13 protein-coding genes and 1 other RNA gene are annotated in these 18237 nt (G+C 62.0%); 3 read left to right on the top strand and 11 right to left on the bottom strand.

Annotated features, from left to right (window positions below):
- Positions 1 to 18: 18 nt before the first annotated feature.
- Positions 19 to 2058 (bottom strand): DNA polymerase III subunit gamma/tau, encoded by a 2040-nt coding sequence (gene dnaX, locus BM026_RS16460; RefSeq protein ID WP_093529377.1) that lies wholly within the window; start codon positions 2056 to 2058, stop codon positions 19 to 21.
- 133 nt (positions 2059 to 2191) lie between these two features.
- Between dnaX and BM026_RS16455 the strand changes: the two genes are divergently transcribed.
- Entirely contained in the window at positions 2192 to 2941 is a 750-nt protein-coding gene (locus BM026_RS16455) for a substrate-binding periplasmic protein (protein ID WP_093529374.1), read from the top strand.
- A 59-nt stretch (positions 2942 to 3000) separates the two neighbouring features.
- A complete protein-coding gene (locus BM026_RS16450; protein WP_071491378.1) occupies positions 3001 to 3372 on the top strand; it encodes a VOC family protein in 372 nt (123 codons plus the stop codon).
- Here BM026_RS16450 and BM026_RS16445 read toward each other — a convergent pair.
- A complete protein-coding gene (locus BM026_RS16445; RefSeq protein WP_071491379.1) occupies positions 3286 to 4245 on the bottom strand; it encodes a DMT family transporter in 960 nt (319 codons plus the stop codon). The genes BM026_RS16450 and BM026_RS16445 overlap by 87 nt on opposite strands.
- A 102-nt stretch (positions 4246 to 4347) precedes the next feature.
- Here BM026_RS16445 and BM026_RS16440 point away from each other — a divergent pair, with 102 nt between their 5' ends.
- Positions 4348 to 5211 (top strand): LysR family transcriptional regulator, encoded by an 864-nt coding sequence (locus BM026_RS16440; RefSeq protein WP_071491380.1) that lies wholly within the window; start codon positions 4348 to 4350, stop codon positions 5209 to 5211.
- Here the strand turns inward: BM026_RS16440 and BM026_RS16435 are convergent, their stop codons facing one another.
- From BM026_RS16435 to smc, 9 genes are all read right to left on the bottom strand, one after another.
- A complete protein-coding gene (locus BM026_RS16435; RefSeq protein ID WP_093529371.1) occupies positions 5212 to 5802 on the bottom strand; it encodes a hypothetical protein in 591 nt (196 codons plus the stop codon).
- A gap of 1 nt (position 5803) precedes the next feature.
- Positions 5804 to 6850, bottom strand: coding sequence for an N-acetylmuramidase family protein (locus BM026_RS16430; RefSeq protein ID WP_058427350.1), 1047 nt, complete (start codon positions 6848 to 6850; stop codon positions 5804 to 5806).
- Between the two features lie 157 nt (positions 6851 to 7007).
- Positions 7008 to 8969: a hypothetical protein gene (locus BM026_RS16425; protein ID WP_093529368.1), complete on the bottom strand. Its 1962-nt coding sequence runs from the start codon at positions 8967 to 8969 to the stop codon at positions 7008 to 7010.
- 20 nt (positions 8970 to 8989) lie between these two features.
- Positions 8990 to 9403: a hypothetical protein gene (locus BM026_RS16420; RefSeq protein ID WP_093122035.1), complete on the bottom strand. Its 414-nt coding sequence runs from the start codon at positions 9401 to 9403 to the stop codon at positions 8990 to 8992.
- A gap of 125 nt (positions 9404 to 9528) precedes the next feature.
- An RNA gene (gene ffs / locus BM026_RS16415) (signal recognition particle sRNA small type) lies at positions 9529 to 9625 on the bottom strand.
- Positions 9626 to 9849: 224 nt separating this feature from the next.
- A complete protein-coding gene (locus BM026_RS16410) occupies positions 9850 to 11016 on the bottom strand; it encodes a zinc-binding metallopeptidase family protein (RefSeq protein ID WP_092242782.1) in 1167 nt (388 codons plus the stop codon).
- A 164-nt stretch (positions 11017 to 11180) separates the two neighbouring features.
- Positions 11181 to 13538 (bottom strand): NAD-dependent DNA ligase LigA, encoded by a 2358-nt coding sequence (gene ligA / locus BM026_RS16405; RefSeq protein WP_093529365.1) that lies wholly within the window; start codon positions 13536 to 13538, stop codon positions 11181 to 11183.
- 87 nt (positions 13539 to 13625) lie between these two features.
- Positions 13626 to 14489, bottom strand: a complete 864-nt coding sequence (zipA, locus tag BM026_RS16400; RefSeq protein ID WP_071491386.1) for a cell division protein ZipA — start codon at positions 14487 to 14489, stop codon at positions 13626 to 13628.
- A 259-nt stretch (positions 14490 to 14748) separates the two neighbouring features.
- Complete coding sequence (gene smc / locus BM026_RS16395) at positions 14749 to 18237, bottom strand: chromosome segregation protein SMC (protein WP_071491387.1); 3489 nt, start codon at positions 18235 to 18237, stop codon at positions 14749 to 14751.

Raw genomic sequence — 18237 nt, 5'->3', positions numbered from 1 at the left:
TCAATAAGTAGCCCGGTTTTATGACGCTTGGGGCACCGGGGCTTCGACAGGTTCAATAGTATCGTGACGGATGACCGCACCGAACTGTTGCATCATTTGCTGGATGAGCGGATCGGCATGGATCGAATCCTCGGCCTCACGCTGGCGGTTGATGCGCCGACGAGTCGCGGCCTGGGCCGGGGTTTCCTGCTCGGGCTTGATCAGCTCTATGGCGATGGTCAGCGTGCGCCCATGGTACTGGTTCAGCGCATCGTTGAGACGGCGCTGCTGGGTCGCGTTGAACAGGGCGCTGTGGGCCGGGTCCAGGTGCAACAGCCAGTGGTCGCCTTCGATGGAGATCAATGTGCAGTTGGCGGCGATGCTCCCGGTCATGCCGGAGATCGGCAGTTTCGGGAACAGCTCCAGCCATTGCAGGGCCAGGCCGGTGGCGGGGGCCGCAGCGGGTTCCGCTTCGGGCTCGGGGGCCGGTTCGGCGGTGTGCTCGCTGGCCAGGTCGTCCAGGTAGCTGTAGGCCGAATCCATGTCCGGCTCGATGTAGTCTTCGTCCAGCGGCGGTTCGTCGTCGAGGTCGATACCCGGCGTGGCGGCTTCCACCTGGGCCACGGTCGGCTCGGGGACGGGGGCAGACACCCATTCGGGGGCATCCGGCACCACGCTATCCGGAGTCGGCGTGGGCATCGGTGTCAGTTCGGGCTGCTCGCCGCTGGTTTCCAGCACAGGCTCCACGGCGGGCGCTTGCTCGGCCTCGGCGTCTGCTTCGACCGGATCATTCCAGGGCAGGTCGACGACCGGCTCGGGCTCGACAATGGGTGCCGGCTCGACCACTGGCGCAGCTGCCACAGGTTCAGGCACCGGTGCAGGTGCAGCAACCACTGGTGCGACCTGCGCCACGCCAGCCACTGGTTTGGCGGAATCAACTGTGGCCTGGCTGATCCCCACTGGCTTTAGCGGCTGTCTCGGCGCGTCTGCCGAATCAGCGGGCCGGAACGCCAGCATTCGCAGCAACACCATTTCAAAGCCGCCGCGCGGGTCGGGCGCCAGGGGCAAGTCGCGGCGACCGATGAGGCCCATCTGGTAGTAGAACTGCACATCTTCAGCCGGCAGCGCCTGGGCCAGGGCCAGCACGCGGTCGCGATCGCCATGGCCGTTGTCGACGCCTTCAGGCAGCGCCTGGGCGATGGCGACACGGTGCAGCACATTGAGAATTTCCGAGAGCACGCCGTTCCAGTCCGGGCCTTGCTCCGACAGGTGGCGCACGGCTTCGAGCAGCGCCTTGGCGTCGCCTTCGATCAGCGCGTGCAGCACGTCGAAGACCTGGCCGTGATCGAGGGTGCCGAGCATGGCGCGCACGTCGGCGGCCATGACCTTGCCTTCACCAAAGGCGATGGCCTGGTCGGTGAGGCTCATGGCATCGCGCATCGAACCATCGGCGGCGCGACCGAGCAACCACAGCGCGTCGTCTTCGAACGGTACGTTCTCGACGCCCAGCACATGGGTCAAATGCTCGACCACCCGCTCGGGGGTCATGTTTTTCAGGGAGAACTGCAGGCACCGCGACAGAATCGTTGCAGGAAGTTTCTGCGGATCGGTGGTGGCCAGGATGAATTTGACGTAGGGCGGCGGCTCTTCCAGGGTTTTCAACAGGGCGTTGAAGGAATGGCTGGACAGCATGTGCACTTCGTCGATCAGGTAGACCTTGAAGCGGCCACGGCTGGGCGCGTACTGCACGTTGTCGAGCAACTCGCGGGTGTCTTCGACCTTGGTGCGGCTCGCGGCGTCGATCTCGATCAGGTCGACGAAACGCCCTTCGTCGATTTCCTTGCACACCGAGCAGGTGCCGCAGGGCGTCGAAGTGATACCGGTTTCACAGTTCAGGCATTTGGCGATGATGCGCGCAATGGTGGTCTTGCCCACCCCACGGGTACCGGTGAACAGGTAGGCGTGGTGCAGCCGTTGGCTGTCCAAGGCATTGATCAGAGCCTTGAGCACATGGGTCTGGCCGACCATTTCGCGGAACGAGCGCGGACGCCATTTACGTGCAAGAACCTGATAACTCATCGAAAACCGTCGCAACTGGGAAGCGGAAGCCGGTAATGCTAGCGGAGCAAGGGGGAAATTGCATCCGGCACGCTCGCCTAATCTGACTAAGCTTGCCTGGCTGGCCCCAAAAAGGCCTGAACCCGGAGTGTGTATGCGCGTAGTCCTGGGCGCTTTATGGATGATCACCACGGCTTGCCTGGCAGCGCCCGCACCGTTGCGTTTCTCGGTTTCCGACAGCTGGGCGATGCCCATGGTGCAACTGGACAGCGGCCGGCCCACCCAGGGCATTTTGTATGACCTGATGTTGAGCCTGGCTACCCAGGTCGGACGGCCGGCCGAATTCCATGTGTTGGCACGGGCGCGTATCTCAAGCGCCATGGAGCATGGCGATATCGATGTACGCTGTTATGTCACCCAGGCCTGGGTCGACGAAGCGTCCGGCGATTACGTCTGGAGCGTGCCGCTGATGGTGCAGCGCAACCTGTTGGTGAGCACCCACATCCCCCCGAAGCCGATACAGCTGGACACACTCGCACCGCAGGCCATCGGCACTGTGCTCAACTACCGCTACGCGTCCCTCGACCCTCTGTTCGCCAACGGCCAGCTCAGCCGCGATGACGCCCGCAGCGAAGAACAGGTGCTGCACAAACTGGTGGCCGGGCGCTTCAAGTTTGCGGTGAGCAACGAATGGATACTCGAGCGGTTCAACCAACGCATGCCGGTCGGCAAGCGGCTGCACAAGGTTGCGGTGATTGATGAGCAGCGCCTGGGCTGCATCGTGCGCAACGACCCGAATGTGCCGGTGCAGTTGATCCTGCGCACCTTGCTGCGCATGCAGCAGTCGGGCGAGATCGAGCAGATCATCCGGCTCTACACCGGTGAGACTCCTGACAGAAACTGACAATGCCGCCTTATAGACTTGGCTCCATCGAATCGAACACGCATTCCCAAGGAGCCTGCATGAACACCCTCGCCCATTACTTCCTGCTGTACGTCGACAGCCCGGCCACCAGCGCCAACTTCTATAGCCGCCTGCTGGACAAGCCGCCCGTGGAACTCAACCCGACCTTCGCGCTGTTCATTCTCGACAATGGCGTAAAGCTGGGGCTGTGGTCGCGTCATACCGTGGAACCGGCGGCCCGGCTCACCGGGGGTGGCGGCGAAGTGGGCCTGTCCCTGGCTGACCAGGCCGCGGTGGACGCGCTGCATGATCAATGGGTAGAGCGCGGCGCAACCATCATCCAGTCACCGACCACCCTGGATTTCGGCTACACCTTCGTCGCCCAGGACCTCGATGGCCACCGGCTGCGCGCGTTTTGCCTGAGCGACTGACCGCCAGCGCCCCTCCAGGCTGATGGCGGCCACGCTGGCCAGCACGATCACGCCGCCCAGCACCACTTGCAGGGCGATGTGCTCACCGAGCAGCGTGGCCGCCATCGTCATCGCCACCGGGGGGATCAGGTACATCGCTACCGAGGCGCGGCTGACCTCGACATGTTTCAACACATAGCCCCAGGCCAGGTACGCCAGGGCGCTGGGGAAAACCCCGAGCACCAGCACCGCGAGGTTCTCGGGCAACGGCGCCTGTACCACCGCAGCCGGCAGGCCCGGCAGGTTCACGCAGAGCATCAAGGTGCCGGCCCAGACCATGTAGCACGCCATCGTCAGCGGGCTGTAGCGATGGGCGTAGTGTTTCTGGATGGCGAAGTACAGGCTCCATGAGACTGCCGCCAGCAGAATCAGCAAGCCGCGCGGGTCAATATCACCCACGCCGTGATCGCCCCAGATAACCACCAGCACGCCGAGCAACCCCAGCAGCACGCAGCTCCAGCGCCAGAGGCTGACCCGCTCCTTCAAGCAGAAGAACGCGATCAACACGCTGAACAGCGGCGCCGATTGTGCCAGCACACTGGACGCCGCCGCCGTCACGAATTGCTGCCCATAATTGAGGCTGGTGTGGTGCAGGAACACGCCGAAAAAACTCAACACCAACAGCCACGGCAGATCCCGCAGGCGTGGCCGACCGATGCCGAGCACCAGCGCCACGCCGGCCATGAACAGCGAGGCGATCAAAAACCGCAATAGCGCAAGCTGGCCAGGGCTGTAGCTGTGCAGGCCCATGTGCACGCCAATCGGCGAATAGGCCCAACAGAGGATGACGCTGGCGATGACTAGCGTAAGCTTCAGGGGGGACGGGGTGTTCATCGACGGTATCCGAAAACGGGGAAGGAATGCCGTCAGTCTTCGCCCGAGCAACGCGCAGGACAATTAACCGTTTCTGACTTCTGAAATCACTGGAACTGAGCAATGGAACTGGCCCAACTGAAAATGGTGCGCGCCGTGGCACAAACCGGCAGCGTGGCCCAGGCCGCCGTGCAATTGCATTGCGTGCCATCCAACATCACCACACGCATCAAGCAGCTGGAAAGCGAGTTGGGCACACCGCTGTTTATCCGTGCCGGACGCGGGCTGGCGATCAGTGCGGCCGGTGAGATCTTCCTGGAATATTGCGAACGGATCCTGGCCCTGGTGGACGAATCCAAACGCGCCGTCGATGCCAATGCCATCCCCCGTGGCACCCTGCGTATCGGTGCTGTGGAGTCCAGCGCCAGCGGACGCCTGCCGCCGTTGCTGGCCGAATACCATCGGCGCTACCCGGATGTCAGCCTGGAGCTGGTGACCGGCGCCTGGGGCGAACTGCTCGATGACCTGCAACACCACCGCCTGGACGTGGCGCTGGTGGCCGCGGGCAACAAACGCGCAAAGCTCGAACACAGCGTGGTCTACAGTGAACGCCTGGTGCTGATCGCCAGCGCCTCCAGCGCACCGATCCACAGCGCCGAAGACCTGGCCGGCCGCACCCTGCTGGTATGGCCGCCCGGCTGCCCTTATCGTGCAGCGCTGGAGAACTGGGTCAAGCCCCACGCGTTCAAGCCGGCCATTGCCAGCTATGCCAGCTGGGGCACGATCATCGGTTGTGTCAGTGCGGGAATTGGCGTGGCACTGGCGCCGGAGGGCATCCTGGCCCGCTATGAACAGGCCAACCAATTGGCGTCGTACCGGTTCGAGGAGCTGCAGGCGGTGGACAACCTGCTGTTCTGGCACAAGGACACCCAACGGCACCTGGCACGGGATGCGTTTGCCGGGTTGTTGCGCGAAACCTTCGGCTGATCAGCTTTTGGGTGCCGCCAGGCGGCTGTACTGATCCTGGCTGATCCACCCGGTAAACGAACGGTCATCGGCATTGATGAACTCGACCTGGGCCCAGCCATCCTTGAAGGCCAGCACCCCGACCACGTCATTCTTGACGATGTACGGACGCTTGGCGGCCTTGGCGCTTGGTTTTTTCAGCAGGTAAGCCTTGTCGGCGGACACCTTCACCAGGCCGATCCATTTCGTGTTGGCGGTCTGGCTCAGGTCCAGGCCGGTGGCGATCTCCGGCATCAGCACATTGAGGCAACCCGGATGCTGGCGGCCTTCTGCCACGGTCAGGGTCACGCCATCGGACGAGGGTGCCACGCTGCCGGGGTAGGTGGCGTCGGCCCAGGTGGTCAACGCCGCGGGTTTGCCTTGCAGGTAGAACGCGCAACTGCGGGTCACGCCTTCGCCCATCTCCTCCGAGTAGTAACCTTCTACCTGATGCTCAGGCGTCACCGCCAGCATCAGCCCTTCGTACTTGCCCGAATGCAACGCGGGCGAACCGGCAAACGCAGGGGCTACGGCGCACAACGACAACACGCCCATCGCTAGAAAACGGATCATCTTATTTTTTCCCTTCAAGTTTCTCGTAGGCTTTCTGCATAAGGACGTCATAGTTGCCATAGTCCTCGCCATTATAGTTACGCGCCATGCCGGTAAAATCCTTGGCTTTCATGGCTTTCATCAACGCCGGGCTCTTGCTGCAAAAACCGAGGAAGGCCTTTAGTTGGTTACCGGCATTCACTTTTAATGCCGCAGAGAATTCAAACACCGTCTTGTAGCCGCAGGACGCGTAGTTGAAGCCCATGATCTGAAACATGCCCCAGGACGCCGACATCAACGCGGCTTCCTGATCCAGCGCAAACGCGGTGGCCATGGTTTCCCAGGCCTTGGTCTGGTCCTTGTTATTGGTCTGCCACTGCGGCCCGGCTTTTTTCTTGTAGGGGTAGGACAGCAGCGGATGCGCCTGGTCGTAGATGTGCTTGGTGTACTTGCGAAACAGGTGCCCTTCGAACGCGATTACCGGCAACTTGGCCGGGCCGAAACCCGAACGGCCGCCGGATTCCACCGTGGCGAAGGCCTTGATGATGTTCACCGAAATACCGCCACCCAACTGCGTAGCGGCATTCTGGAAATCCGTCTCGCTGAGGGTCATGCCCCCGTCGCACGTGGCCTGCAGCATCAATTGACGGTTGCGCTTCTCGGCCTCGATCATCGCGCGCATGCGGTCCAGGTACACATTGACCGTGGCCTGCACTGCGTCGCCCTGATTGTTGCCGAACACATTCAGAAAGCTCGGGATACGCATGCTCGGGAACGCCTTCACCGGCACTTTCACCGCTTCTTCGATCAGGCTGTTGAAGGTTTTACCAGTCGGGTCGATCACGCCATCAGGGTGGGCATATTTGAGATGACGGAATTGGTACTGGCTGATGCATTGCACCAATTGGCCATCGCACTTGCCGTTTTCGGCCAGCGGGAAACCCATTTTCGGAATGATCAGATTGAATAAGTACTGGACGCACTGCACATCGGCGGGCAAGTTGCGGGCTTTGCCGGGCGCGCCTACCGAAGCACTGATAAGACGGGGCAACCCTTGCAGGCTTTTCATCACAGACATCCTTGTTAGTTAAAGAAGTGATGGCACTTCAATATCAACTTCACGTACTTGTCACACTCTGAAACAAGTAGCTGGCGGAAACTAGCAAGGTGGTTTTGGGTTGTCCAGAGCGACCTGCAAAAGTTGTGAAACAGCCGAATTAAATCACTCAGTAACCGTGAAACTCCCGGGTTTTCTGATACGTGTGGAAATCAATCCACTCGACCACGTCGTAAGGCAGGTAAAGCTGCATCCGCGCGCGGGAAATGGCGATATACACCTCGCACAGCCGTTGGTCGAACGCGTAGGCGTCCTTGAACTTCACGTTGGTCAGCAACTCGGGCGTCAGCAGCACCCGGTCAAACTCCATGCCGCCCGCCTCTGCCGCCAGCATCAGCAGGCAACGTTTGCCGGGCACGCCGCCCAGCCGGTTCAAGCGCGTGATGTCGGCGACATTGAAGCCTTTTTCCAGCTCGCTCTCGACCCACAGAAACGCCTCGTCGAACTGGCTGGCGTCGCGCACCTGCTGCCAGTCATGCATGTCACTGAAATAGGCGTGAGGGCCGTTGTCGTTGTGCTCGTTGCTGTAGAACTCCGGCTTGAACAAGGCAATGACGCTGATCATGAAACGCTGCAGATCCTGCTGCGCCGCAGTGTCGAAGAACCCGAACGGGCAGTTGGCCTGCTGCAACTGGATGGCCCATTTCATGGTGTCCCAATGGGAGGCGGTCAACACCACGCAGCCTTCCGGCGGTACGAAGCCCTGGGGGTAATATTCGATGCCGACGTCCGCGTCCCGTGCGCCTTCGAAGGGGGTCTTGCACTTTTGTGAGTGCACACTGATCAACGGGTTGACCAGGCGCTCGACGTTGCGACCCGAGCGCACCGAATAATTGATGTCGGTGTGTCGGACTTCGCGCTTTCTTCGCACCATCACACCGCTGGCCAATTGGTATTCATCGCCGAGGGTGATCAAGACTTGGCGGCCACGCTCGATGATCTGCAGCAACGAAGGCGGGATGTCCTGGCTTTCATCGATCAACACATGGGTATAGCGAGGCGGCACCACACAGCCTTCGAGACTCGCACGCTTGATCAGCCATAGCGCCGCGAAAGCAGTCTGGCCGGCCCACTGTGGGTTGGCCTCCAGGTACGTCCACAACCGGCTGGAATACTCCAGCAACGCCTGGGTATCCACGCTGGACAACGGGTGCTTGAAATGCGGCAGGTGCCTGGCCGACAGGCTGTGATGGCTGGAGTGGCAATAGCTTTCGAGCACCTTCAGACAGATATCCAGCGTCGCCACGCCCTCGTGCCCTCGCCAGCCGTGGATATTCAGGGCCTCAGACACTTCATGTTTGCCGGGCAACCTGGCCGGCGTGCCCTGCACGGAAGGGCGTGGCCCCTGCAGCAGCGCCTTGGCGAACGCAGCGAAGGTCGAACCCGCCTTGCTGTCCTTCCCCAGCCCCATGCGCTCACGCAGGGTCGCCAGTTTTGCCCCCGTCCGGGCCAGCACCAGGGGCTGAGCGGGGCGCAGGCACTCCATCAAGGCGCCGAGCAGGTGGCTCTTGCCGATGCCGGCGTAGCCTTGGACGTGCAGGTCTTCGTTGAGGTTGGCGCGGAAGGTACGCACCAGTTTGTCTTGGGCCGGGCTGAGCCAGCGCTCACGCTGGCGGGGTGTGATCATCTGCTGGCTGAAGGGGTCATTGCTGCGCAGGTGGCGGACCTTGTAGCCGATATCCCATTTTCCCGTAGGCAGCAGGTAATCCCGCGCGGCGACCTCTTCAGCCGACAACAGGCGCAGGTTGACACTTTTCAGCGCGTTGAAACCGAAGTAGAGCTTGCGCGGGTCGAACAGTCGCTGGGCTTCGGACAGCAGCGTCGCGGCGCCCCCTGCCTGCGTGTCCACCGACCAGTCGAGCAACTTGGTCAGGATGCGCTCGGCGCCTGCGCAGGTCAGGTCTTTTTCCGCGGCCTGGGCCAGGTTCTGGATGACCAGTACGGCGGCCAGCTCCGGATTCGTCAGGTCGACCAGGGCCTGGGCGCCGTCCGAGCCGAGCAGGGCCGTGCAGGTTTGCTCCGTGACAGGCAGGAAGACCGGGCTGGATAAATCGAAGTGTTCAGGTTGCATAGTGCCTCGCCGCCAGGGAGTCAGGCATTGCCCTGACCGCCCAGTTCAAACCGATACTCGCCCAGCGAGCCCGACATCCCGCCGCAATGAGGGCCTGCGTCAGCCGCAGCCGCCATCGCATTGATCTGTTGCTGGAGTTCGAACACAGCCATATCGAGCAAGCGACGCAAGTCTTCGGCACTCTGCGCGGCCACGTTCAATTGCAGCGTGCAAGCGCCCGCCAGCGGTGGCTGCGCGGGCTCATCAGCCACTTGCGCAGAGCGGATCATTTCCGCCTGGCTGAGAATTTCCGCATGTTCGTCGTCCATGAGGTCCAGCACCCTCGACAATTCCAGGGTCTGCTCAGGGTGGGATTGAATGCGGTCCTTGATCTCCAGGCGGCGCATCTGCCATTCCCGCAGTTTTTCGCGAGTGAGGTCGTCGACTTTTTCCACGTGTGCTGTCTCCGGATGCCAGGCACTGGAGTATGCCGCCATGGACTGCCCGATGGCAGATGGCGTGAAAGCATTTTTGATTTGAATTTGAACAGGTACTGCAAGGAGGAGCGTTATGGAGGCAACCCCACCAGCCACACCCCGGCACACAATGTTCCCGCTGTGGCTGCTGCCTTCCGGCTCTGACCAGGTTCACGGGTAATCGTTGCGGGGGGACCGATGGGGTCACCATAACGACGCCTGCCTCTCGGCAAGCGGGGCCATTGTACCGATCTCATCGGAAGTTACAACCGTTGGGGCCGGATTAAAAATATGAAGGGGTTCAAGTACTTGTCACCGCCAACAGCATCTGTGGGAGGGGGCTTGCCCCCGATGACGGTACATCAGCCAATAAACAGGTGACTGACCCAGCGCCATCGGGGGCAAGCCCCCTCCCACAGTGCTCATCATTGTGCCAGTACCACCTCATCCGCTCGGCCGCCCTCTTCCTGGATCACCAGGTGAATGAAATGCAGCTTGGCGATCACCGCCGGTGGCAGCACGAAGGGGTAGAAATCCGGCTGGCCCATGCTGCGCGACAGTTCGTTGAGCATGCCGGCCAGTTCGATCCAGGCGTTGACGAATGACAGGAATGCCGCGCCGCCAGGGTGTTCGGGATCATAGAGCGTGCTGAGGGGAAATGGCTGGTAGTCCAGGTCCATCTCGCGGGCGCTCATGCCAAAGCCGAGGGCGGTGTCGACGGCGTCCATCATATGCAGGTAGTGCGCCCAGGTTTCTGCCCAGTCTTCCCAGGGGTGCATGGTGGCGTAGGCGCTGACGCAGGTTTGCTGCCAGTCGGCACGTGGGCCGTGCTGGTAGTGCTGGTCGAGGGCTTCGGCATAACTGGCACGTTCGTCGCCGAACAGGTTGCGAAACGGTTCTAGCCAGTGGGTATTGGCGATCAGGCGATCCCAGTAGTAATGGCCGACCTCATGGCGAAAGTGACCGAGCAGCGTGCGGTAGGGTTCGCGCATCTGGACGCGGACCTTTTCACGGTGGGCGTCGTCGGCCTCCTTGATGTCGAGGGTGATCAGGCCGTTTGCGTGGCCGGTCATGGGCGCGTTGCCTTCCAGGTCGATACCGACAAAATCGAAGGCCAGGCCGGTGTCTTCGTCGACGCTTTTGGGCACCACTTGCAACCCCAGGCTGATCAATTGCGCGACCAACCGGCGCTTGGCGGTTTCGACTTTTCGCCAGCGTTCATGGTTTTCCGGGATCGACAGGTCAGGAATGGTGCGGTTCAGGCTACAGGCCACGCACAGCGGCGCGGTGCTGTGGGCCGGGATCAGCCAGTTGCAGGCGGCCGGAGTGTCGAGGTTGGCGCAGCGACGGAAGGCGCCGGCGTCAAGGTTGCCGTCCTGCAGCCAGGTGCCTTCGACCGGGCCGGGCTGCAGGGAGTCCAGCCGGGCTTGCTGGGGTTGGTAGCCCAGCAGCGCCTGGCAGGCCAGGCACTGGCTGTTGCGAAAGAACAGGGATTGGCCGCAGCGGCACTGCCACACCTTGCTGTCGCGAGATGTGCCGGCTACAAAGGGGGCAGCGATGCGAGAACTGAGTTGCTCGAAGTAGCGGAACATGGCGATCTCTCCCTGGGTGACTGAGACTAGATCACTTTCTGTTCAGGATCGTTCCACTTTGGTGATGGTTGGGAGGGGGCTGCTGCGCAGCCCGACGCGGGGCAAGCCCGCTCGCCACAGCAAGCCCGCTCTCCACAGCGAACCCGCTCGCCACAAAGCCCGGATCAGACCGTGATGTTGTGCTTGGCCAGGAAGGTGACGAAGGCTTCTTCATCCAGTACCTTCAGGCCCAACTCGCTCGCCTTCGCCAGCTTGGAGCCGGCGCCCGGCCCCGCCACCACGCAGTGGGTTTTCGCCGAGACGGAACCCGCTACCTTGGCGCCGAGGCTTTCGAGTTTTTCCTTGGCCACGTCGCGGCTCATCAGCTCCAGGGAACCGGTGAGCACCCAGGTGTGCCCCGCTTCGGGCAAGCCTTCGACGACCTTCTTCTCGCTCAGCCAGTGCATGCCGAAGTCCTTGAGCTGCTGCTCGATGGCCAGGGCATGGTTGGCGTTGTCCGCGTTATCGAAGAACTCACGCACAGCCTTGGCCTGCTTTTCGGGCAGCGCCTGGCGCATATCCAGCCAGTCGGCCTTGATCACGCCTTCCAAGGTGCCGAATTTGTCCGCAAGTTTCTGCGCGGCGCCGGGGCCGACGCTTGGCACATGCAACTTGTCGAGCAAGCCGCCCAGCGTGGTACTGGCGGCGAATTCGGCACTCAGGTCGCCCTGGTCCTGCAATTGCAGGCCGCATTCGTCTGGCGACAGCAGCGCACCGATCACGTCCTGGTTATGGCTGTCTTCAAAGAAGCTGTGGATCTCGTGCGCCACTTCCAGGCCCACGTCCGGCAGGTACGTCAGCACTGCCGGCAAGGCCTTCTGTACGCGCTCCAGGGATGCCAGCGAACGCGCCAACACCTTGGCGGTCTCCTCGCCCACGTCGGGAATGCCCAGGGCATAGATAAACCGCGCCAGGGTCGGGGTCTTGCTGTTTTCGATAGCAGTGATCAGCTTCTTGCTGGAAATATCGGCAAAGCCTTCCAGGTCGATGATCTGCTCGTACTTGAGCTTGTAGAGGTCGGCCGGTGAGCCAATCAGTTTTTCATCCACCAGTTGCTCGATGGTCTTGTCACCCAGGCCATCGATGTCCATGGCGCGGCGCGAGACGAAATGAATGATCGCCTGCTTGAGCTGCGCGCCACAGGCCAGGCGCCCGACGCAGCGGTACACCGCGCCTTCGCTGACGGTTTCCTTGCCCTTGCTGCGCTTGACCAGTTGCGTGCGCTCCACATGGGAGCCGCACACCGGGCAGCTTTCGGGAATCTGCACGGCGCGGGCATTTTCCGGGCGACGCTCGGTGACCACCGAAACCACTTGCGGGATCACATCCCCGGCGCGGCGAATGATCACGGTATCGCCGATCATCAGGCCCAGGCGCGCGACTTCATCCATGTTGTGCAGGGTGGCGTTGGACACGGTCACGCCCGCAACCTTGACCGGCTTCAAGCGCGCCACAGGCGTCACGGCGCCGGTGCGGCCAACCTGGAATTCCACGTCGAGCAGTTCGGTCAACTCTTCCATGGCCGGGAATTTATGCGCGATGGCCCAGCGCGGTTCGCGGGCGCGGAAGCCCAGTTCACGCTGGGAGGCGATGCTATTGACCTTGAACACCACGCCGTCGATTTCATAGGGCAGGCTGTTACGCCGCTCACCGATGTCGCGGTAGTACTCCAGGCAATCCTGAATGCCTTTGGCCAGCTTCAGCTCATGACTGATGGGCATGCCCCACTTCTTCAACTGTTGCAGGTTGCCGATGTGGGTATCACTGATGTCGGTGGTCACGCCGTAGCAGCAGAACTCCAGCGGGCGGCTGGCGGTGATCTTCGAGTCCAACTGACGCAGGCTGCCGGCGGCGGCGTTGCGCGGGTTGGCGAAGGTCTTGCCGCCGACTTCCAGTTGCGCGGCGTTGAGTCGCTCGAAACCGGCCTTGGACATGAACACTTCGCCGCGCACTTCCAGGGTTGCCGGCCAGCCGCTGCCGTGCAGTTTCAGCGGGATATTGCGCACGGTGCGCACGTTGACGCTGATGTCCTCGCCGGTGGTGCCGTCGCCCCGGGTGGCGCCGCGAACCAGCTCGCCATCCTGGTACAGCAGGCTGACCGCCAGGCCGTCCAGCTTCGGTTCGCAGCTGTATTCCACCGCTGCGCCACCGCCGAACAGGTCGCCCACCGGCAGGTCGAGGCCTTCGGTGACCCGGCGATCAAACTCGAGCATGGTGGTTTCATCGAACGCGTTGCCCAGGCTGAGCATCGGGATCTCATGCTTGACCTGGGTGAACGCCGACAGCGCCGCACTGCCGACTCGCTGCGTCGGTGAATCCCGCGTGACCAGTTCCGGATGCTCGGCCTCCAGGGCCTTGAGCTCGTGGAACAAGCGGTCGTACTCGGCGTCCGGAATGCTCGGCTCGTCGAGGACATGGTAGCGGTAGTTGTGCTGATCCAGTTCAGCGCGCAGTTCGAGGATGCGGGTGTGGGCGGCGGTCATGGGTGTTCTCTCATAAAGCAAAAGAGCAGCCGAAGCTGCTCAATATGTTAGTGCACGGATTCTACAGGCAACGCTTAAGATCGGACCTCAGCGCTTCTGTGTCAGGGCGCGACGCTCGAACTCGACGATGCGCTGACGGTAGTGCTCGATGGTCTGGGCGGTCAGCACGCTGCGCTGGTCGTCCTTGAGCTCGCCATTGAGTTCCTGGGACAGCTTGCGGGCCGCGGCCACCATCACGTCGAATGCCTGTTTCGGGTGACGCGGGCCTGGCAGGCCGAGGAAGAAGCTCACGGCCGGGGTGCTGAACAGATCGATATCGTCCAGGTCGAAGGTGCCCGGCTTGACCGCATTGGCCATGGAGAACAGCACTTCGCCGTTGCCGGCCATGCTTTCGTGACGGTGGAAGATATCCATCTCGCCAAACCGCAGGCCGCTTTCGAGGATGTTCTGCAACAGGGCCGGGCCTTTGAAGCCAGCAGCGTCGCGGCAGATCACGCTGATCACCAGCACTTCTTCGGCGGCCGGCTGGTCGTTCACGGATTGGCGCGGCGCATTCTTGCCGGCGTTCTCGTCCGGGAAATCATCATCGCGGCTGCTGAAGCTCGGGCCGTCATTGACGTCCAGGTCCAGGTCGGCCTGGCGCGGTTCCGCGACCACCGGAGCGGTGCGCTTGCCACGCTTGGGCGACGGCTCGCGGGCTTCACGCACCGGCGCGCTCATCGACGGCAAGTCGTGCTCGTCCAATTGCGGTTCTTTATGGGTGTCCAGCACACGTGGCGGCCCCAGCAGCTCGGCGCTGCCGTCGTCGTCAGGCAAGTTGGACAGGTTGCGGTCCAGACGGAATTTGAGCTTGCCCTTGCCACCGCGCATCCGGCGCCAGCCATCAAAAAGAATACCGGCAATGACAATAATGCCGATGACGATCAGCCACTCGCGCAGACCGATTTCCATGTAATCCCGTGCCTCTAATAAAAAATGCTGAAAAATAAGGGGTTTAGCAACGTGCAAACCGCTTTAAAACGTGGCGCCAACTCTATGTTCTGACTGACGTTTTGCCCACGCATACGAAAATTTGACATTAAACTAGCACGACCAAAGATAACTTTACACCGTCTGTCAAAATGCCTTGAACAAATATGTCCATTTGCCACTTTCGCCAGGCCGGTAAAGTCTCTTACCGCACGCTACAAAAATTCTTTGCCGGCATGGGTCAAGACTCCACCATTGCCATCGCTTCTTCGACATCCACCGCCACCAAACGCGAACAGCCCGGTTCGTGCATCGTGACCCCCATCAACTGATCCGCCATTTCCATGGCGATCTTGTTGTGGGTGATATAGATGAACTGCACGGTCTGGGACATCTCTTTCACCAACCGCGCGTAGCGTCCAACGTTAGCGTCATCGAGCGGCGCGTCAACTTCGTCGAGCATGCAGAACGGCGCCGGGTTCAACTTGAAGATGGCAAATACCAAGGCCAATGCGGTCAAGGCTTTCTCGCCGCCGGACAACAAATGGATGGTGCTGTTCTTCTTGCCCGGAGGCCGCGCCATGATCGTCACCCCTGTATCGAGTAGATCTTCGCCCGTCAGTTCCAAGTAAGCGCTGCCACCGCCGAAAACTTTTGGGAATAACGCCTGTAAACCGCCATTAATCTGATCAAAGGTATCCTTGAAACGGTTACGGGTTTCCTTGTCGATCTTGCGAATCACGTTTTCCAGGGTGTCCAGGGCTTCCACCAGATCGGCGTCCTGGGCATCCAGATAACGTTTACGTTCGGATTGCTGCTGGTACTCGTCGATGGCCGCCAGGTTGATCGCGCCCAGGCGCTGGATACGTGCGGCAATGCGCTCCAGTTCTTCTTCGGCTTCTTTCTCGTTGGCCTGGGCGGTCAGGGTGTTGAGTACGCCGTGCAGGTCGTAGCCGTCCTCCAGCAATTGGTCTTGCAGGGTCTTGCGGCGCACGGTCAGGGCTTGCCACTCCATGCGCTGCTGTTCGAGCTGGCCACGGATCAATTGGGATTGCTGCTCGGCCTGGGTCCGGCGTTTTTCGGCGTCGCGCAGTTCGCGGTCGGCGTCTTCGAGGGCGATCTGCGCGGTCTTGAGCTCTTCGTCGACGGTCATGCGCTTGTCGAGCAACTCTTCGAGCTTCAGGCGCAGCTCTTCCAGTGGCGCTTCGCCCTCCTCCAGGTTGAGGCTCAGTTGCTCGCGCTTTTCCGTCAGGCGTTCGGACTGCATCTCCAGGCGCTCAAGGGCCTGGGCGGTGGACGCGTGCTGGGCCTTGAGCGACCCCAGGCGCACGGCCAACTGGTGGGCGTGGTCCTTGTGCTGGCGCGCCTCCTGGCGCACACGGTCGAGGCGTTCGCGCAGGCTGTCGCGCTGGGCCAGCAACAGTTCGCGCTGCTCGGTGTCGAGGGCCATGCTGTCGAGGGCTTCCTGCAACTGCAGGCGCGCTTCGCCGATCTGTTCGTGTTCCAGGGCGCGCTGCTCGCCCATTTCCGCGACTTCTTCGTCGAGACGGGTGCGGCGCAGAGTCAGTTGCTCGACCTTGGCTTTGCTCGCGGAGAGCTGGGCCTTGAGTTCGCCTTGCTGGCGCGCTTCGTCCTGCAACAGGCGGCGCAGGTGCTCGCGGCCGGTCTCCTGCTGGCGCTGGGTGGCACGCAGGGTTTGCAGTTCGGTTTCCAGGCTTTCCAGGGTGGCTTCGCGCTCTTCGCGCTCGGCGATCAGGTTGACGATTTCCTGACCACGGGCCAACACGCCGCTTTCCGCTTCACTGGCGCGGCGCACGCGCAGGAAGTGGCGGCCGACCCAATAGCCGTCACGGCTGATCAGGCTTTCGCCGGCGCCCAACTGACCGCGCTGGGCCAGGGCCTGCTCCAGGGAATCCACCGGCTTGACCTGGCCCAGCCACGGCGACAGATCAATCGCCGCTTCAACTTTATCCAGCAAACTGCCCGGCACCCGCGTGCCATCGGCGGCAGGGCTGAGCAAACGCAGGTCGCCCTGGGCAAAACCGGCCAGGTCGAAGCCGCCAAAGTCATCCACCAACACCGCTTGCAGGTCGGCACCCAGGACGGTTTCCACCGCCAGCTCCCAACCGGCTTCTACCTTCAAACCTTCGGCCAAGCGCGGGCGTTCGGCCAGATGTTGATCACGCAGCCACTCGGCGGTGCCGGTGCCCGGGTCCAATGCAGCTTGTTGCAAGGCTTCCAGCGACGCCAAGCGGCCATTGAGCCGCTGCAAATCACCCTGGGCCTGTTGCTGTGCCTGGGTCGCCTGTTGCAACTGCTGACGCAATTGCTCCAGGCGCTCCACTTGTTGTTCTTCGCTGGCTTCCAGCTCTTCCAGCGTCATTTCGCTTTCGGCCAGTTGCTCGCTCAGCTCCATGATCGCCGCGTCTTCCGGGTCGGCGGACAGCAACGCGCGCTCTTCCTGCATGCGGCGTTGGCGCTCGGCCAGGCGCTCCATGCTGGTTTCCAGTTGCTGGATGCGTGACTGCTGCACTTCGGCCTGACGCCGGGGTTCGGCAGACTTCAGGTTGAAGGTGTCCCACTGCTCCTGCCAGCCGTGCATGGTGGCTTCGGCTTCTTCCAGGGCGGCGGCGGCTTCTTCGGCGGCGGCGCTGGTGACTTCCTGCTCGGGGGTGAGCATATCCAGCTCTTCGCCCAGGGTCAGCAGCAAGGTGCGGTCGTGGCCCAGGTGGGATTCGGTCTCCAGGCGCGCGCGCTCGGCTTCCTTGAGGTCATCCTGCAACTGGCGCAGGCGCTGCTGGCCGTGCTGGATGCTCTGCTCGACGCGGGCGATATCGCCACCCACCGAATAGAAGCGGCCCTGCACCAGATTGAAGCGCTCGGACAGGTCATGGTGACCGTCACGCAGGCGTTCGATACTGGCGTCGGCATTGCGCTGCTCGGCCACCAGGGCTTCAAAGCTGATTTCCTGGGTGCCGATGATCGCTTCGCGCTGGCCCACCTGGTCGTTCAGCGCCTGCCAGCGCAGGGCCGACAGTTGTGCCTTGAGCTGGCGCTCCTCGCCTTTGTATTCCTGATACTTCTCGGCGGCCTGGGCCTGGCGGTGCAGGCGCTCCAACTGGCGCTCCAGCTCTTCGCGCAGGTCGGTCAGGCGGGCGAGGTTCTCGTGGGTGCGGCGGATACGGTTTTCGGTCTCGCGGCGGCGCTCCTTGTACTTGGAGATGCCAGCCGCTTCTTCGATGAAGTTACGCAGGTCTTCGGGCTTGGCTTCGATCAGCTTGGAGATCATGCCCTGCTCGATGATCGAGTAGCTGCGTGGGCCCAGGCCGGTGCCGAGGAAAATATCGGTGATGTCGCGACGGCGACACTTGGTACCGTTGAGGAAGTAGCTGTTCTGGCTGTCGCGGGTCACTTTGCGGCGAATGGAGATCTCCGCGTAGGCTGCGTACTCGCCGATCAGAGTGCCGTCGGAGTTGTCGAACACCAGTTCGATGCTGGCCTGGCTCACCGGCTTGCGGCTGGTGGAGCCGTTGAAGATGACGTCGGTCATCGACTCGCCGCGCAGGTTCTTGGCCGAGCTCTCACCCATCACCCAGCGGACGGCGTCGATAATGTTCGACTTGCCGCAACCATTGGGCCCGACCACCGCCGCCATGTTACTGGGGAAGTTCACCGTGGTCGGGTCGACGAAGGATTTGAACCCCGCCAGTTTGATGCACTTGAGCCGCAC

The sequence above is a fragment of the Pseudomonas sp. NFPP24 genome (assembly GCF_900112095.1).
Classification (GTDB): Bacteria; Pseudomonadota; Gammaproteobacteria; order Pseudomonadales; family Pseudomonadaceae; genus Aquipseudomonas; species Aquipseudomonas extremorientalis.
This window is presented reverse-complemented; position numbering and strand designations above follow the sequence as displayed.

Coding starts and splice junctions, on each gene's coding strand:
- dnaX (WP_093529377.1), bottom strand. CDS start 2,058: ATGAGTTATCAGGTTCTTGCACGTAAATGGCGTCCGCGCTCGTTCCGC.
- BM026_RS16410 (WP_092242782.1), bottom strand. CDS start 11,016: ATGTTCCGCTACTTCGAGCAACTCAGTTCTCGCATCGCTGCCCCCTTT.
- ligA (WP_093529365.1), bottom strand. CDS start 13,538: ATGACCGCCGCCCACACCCGCATCCTCGAACTGCGCGCTGAACTGGAT.
- BM026_RS16445 (WP_071491379.1), bottom strand. CDS start 4,245: ATGAACACCCCGTCCCCCCTGAAGCTTACGCTAGTCATCGCCAGCGTC.
- BM026_RS16440 (WP_071491380.1), top strand. CDS start 4,348: ATGGAACTGGCCCAACTGAAAATGGTGCGCGCCGTGGCACAAACCGGC.
- BM026_RS16450 (WP_071491378.1), top strand. CDS start 3,001: ATGAACACCCTCGCCCATTACTTCCTGCTGTACGTCGACAGCCCGGCC.
- BM026_RS16435 (WP_093529371.1), bottom strand. CDS start 5,802: ATGATCCGTTTTCTAGCGATGGGCGTGTTGTCGTTGTGCGCCGTAGCC.
- BM026_RS16430 (WP_058427350.1), bottom strand. CDS start 6,850: ATGAAAAGCCTGCAAGGGTTGCCCCGTCTTATCAGTGCTTCGGTAGGC.
- zipA (WP_071491386.1), bottom strand. CDS start 14,489: ATGGAAATCGGTCTGCGCGAGTGGCTGATCGTCATCGGCATTATTGTC.
- BM026_RS16425 (WP_093529368.1), bottom strand. CDS start 8,969: ATGCAACCTGAACACTTCGATTTATCCAGCCCGGTCTTCCTGCCTGTC.
- BM026_RS16455 (WP_093529374.1), top strand. CDS start 2,192: ATGCGCGTAGTCCTGGGCGCTTTATGGATGATCACCACGGCTTGCCTG.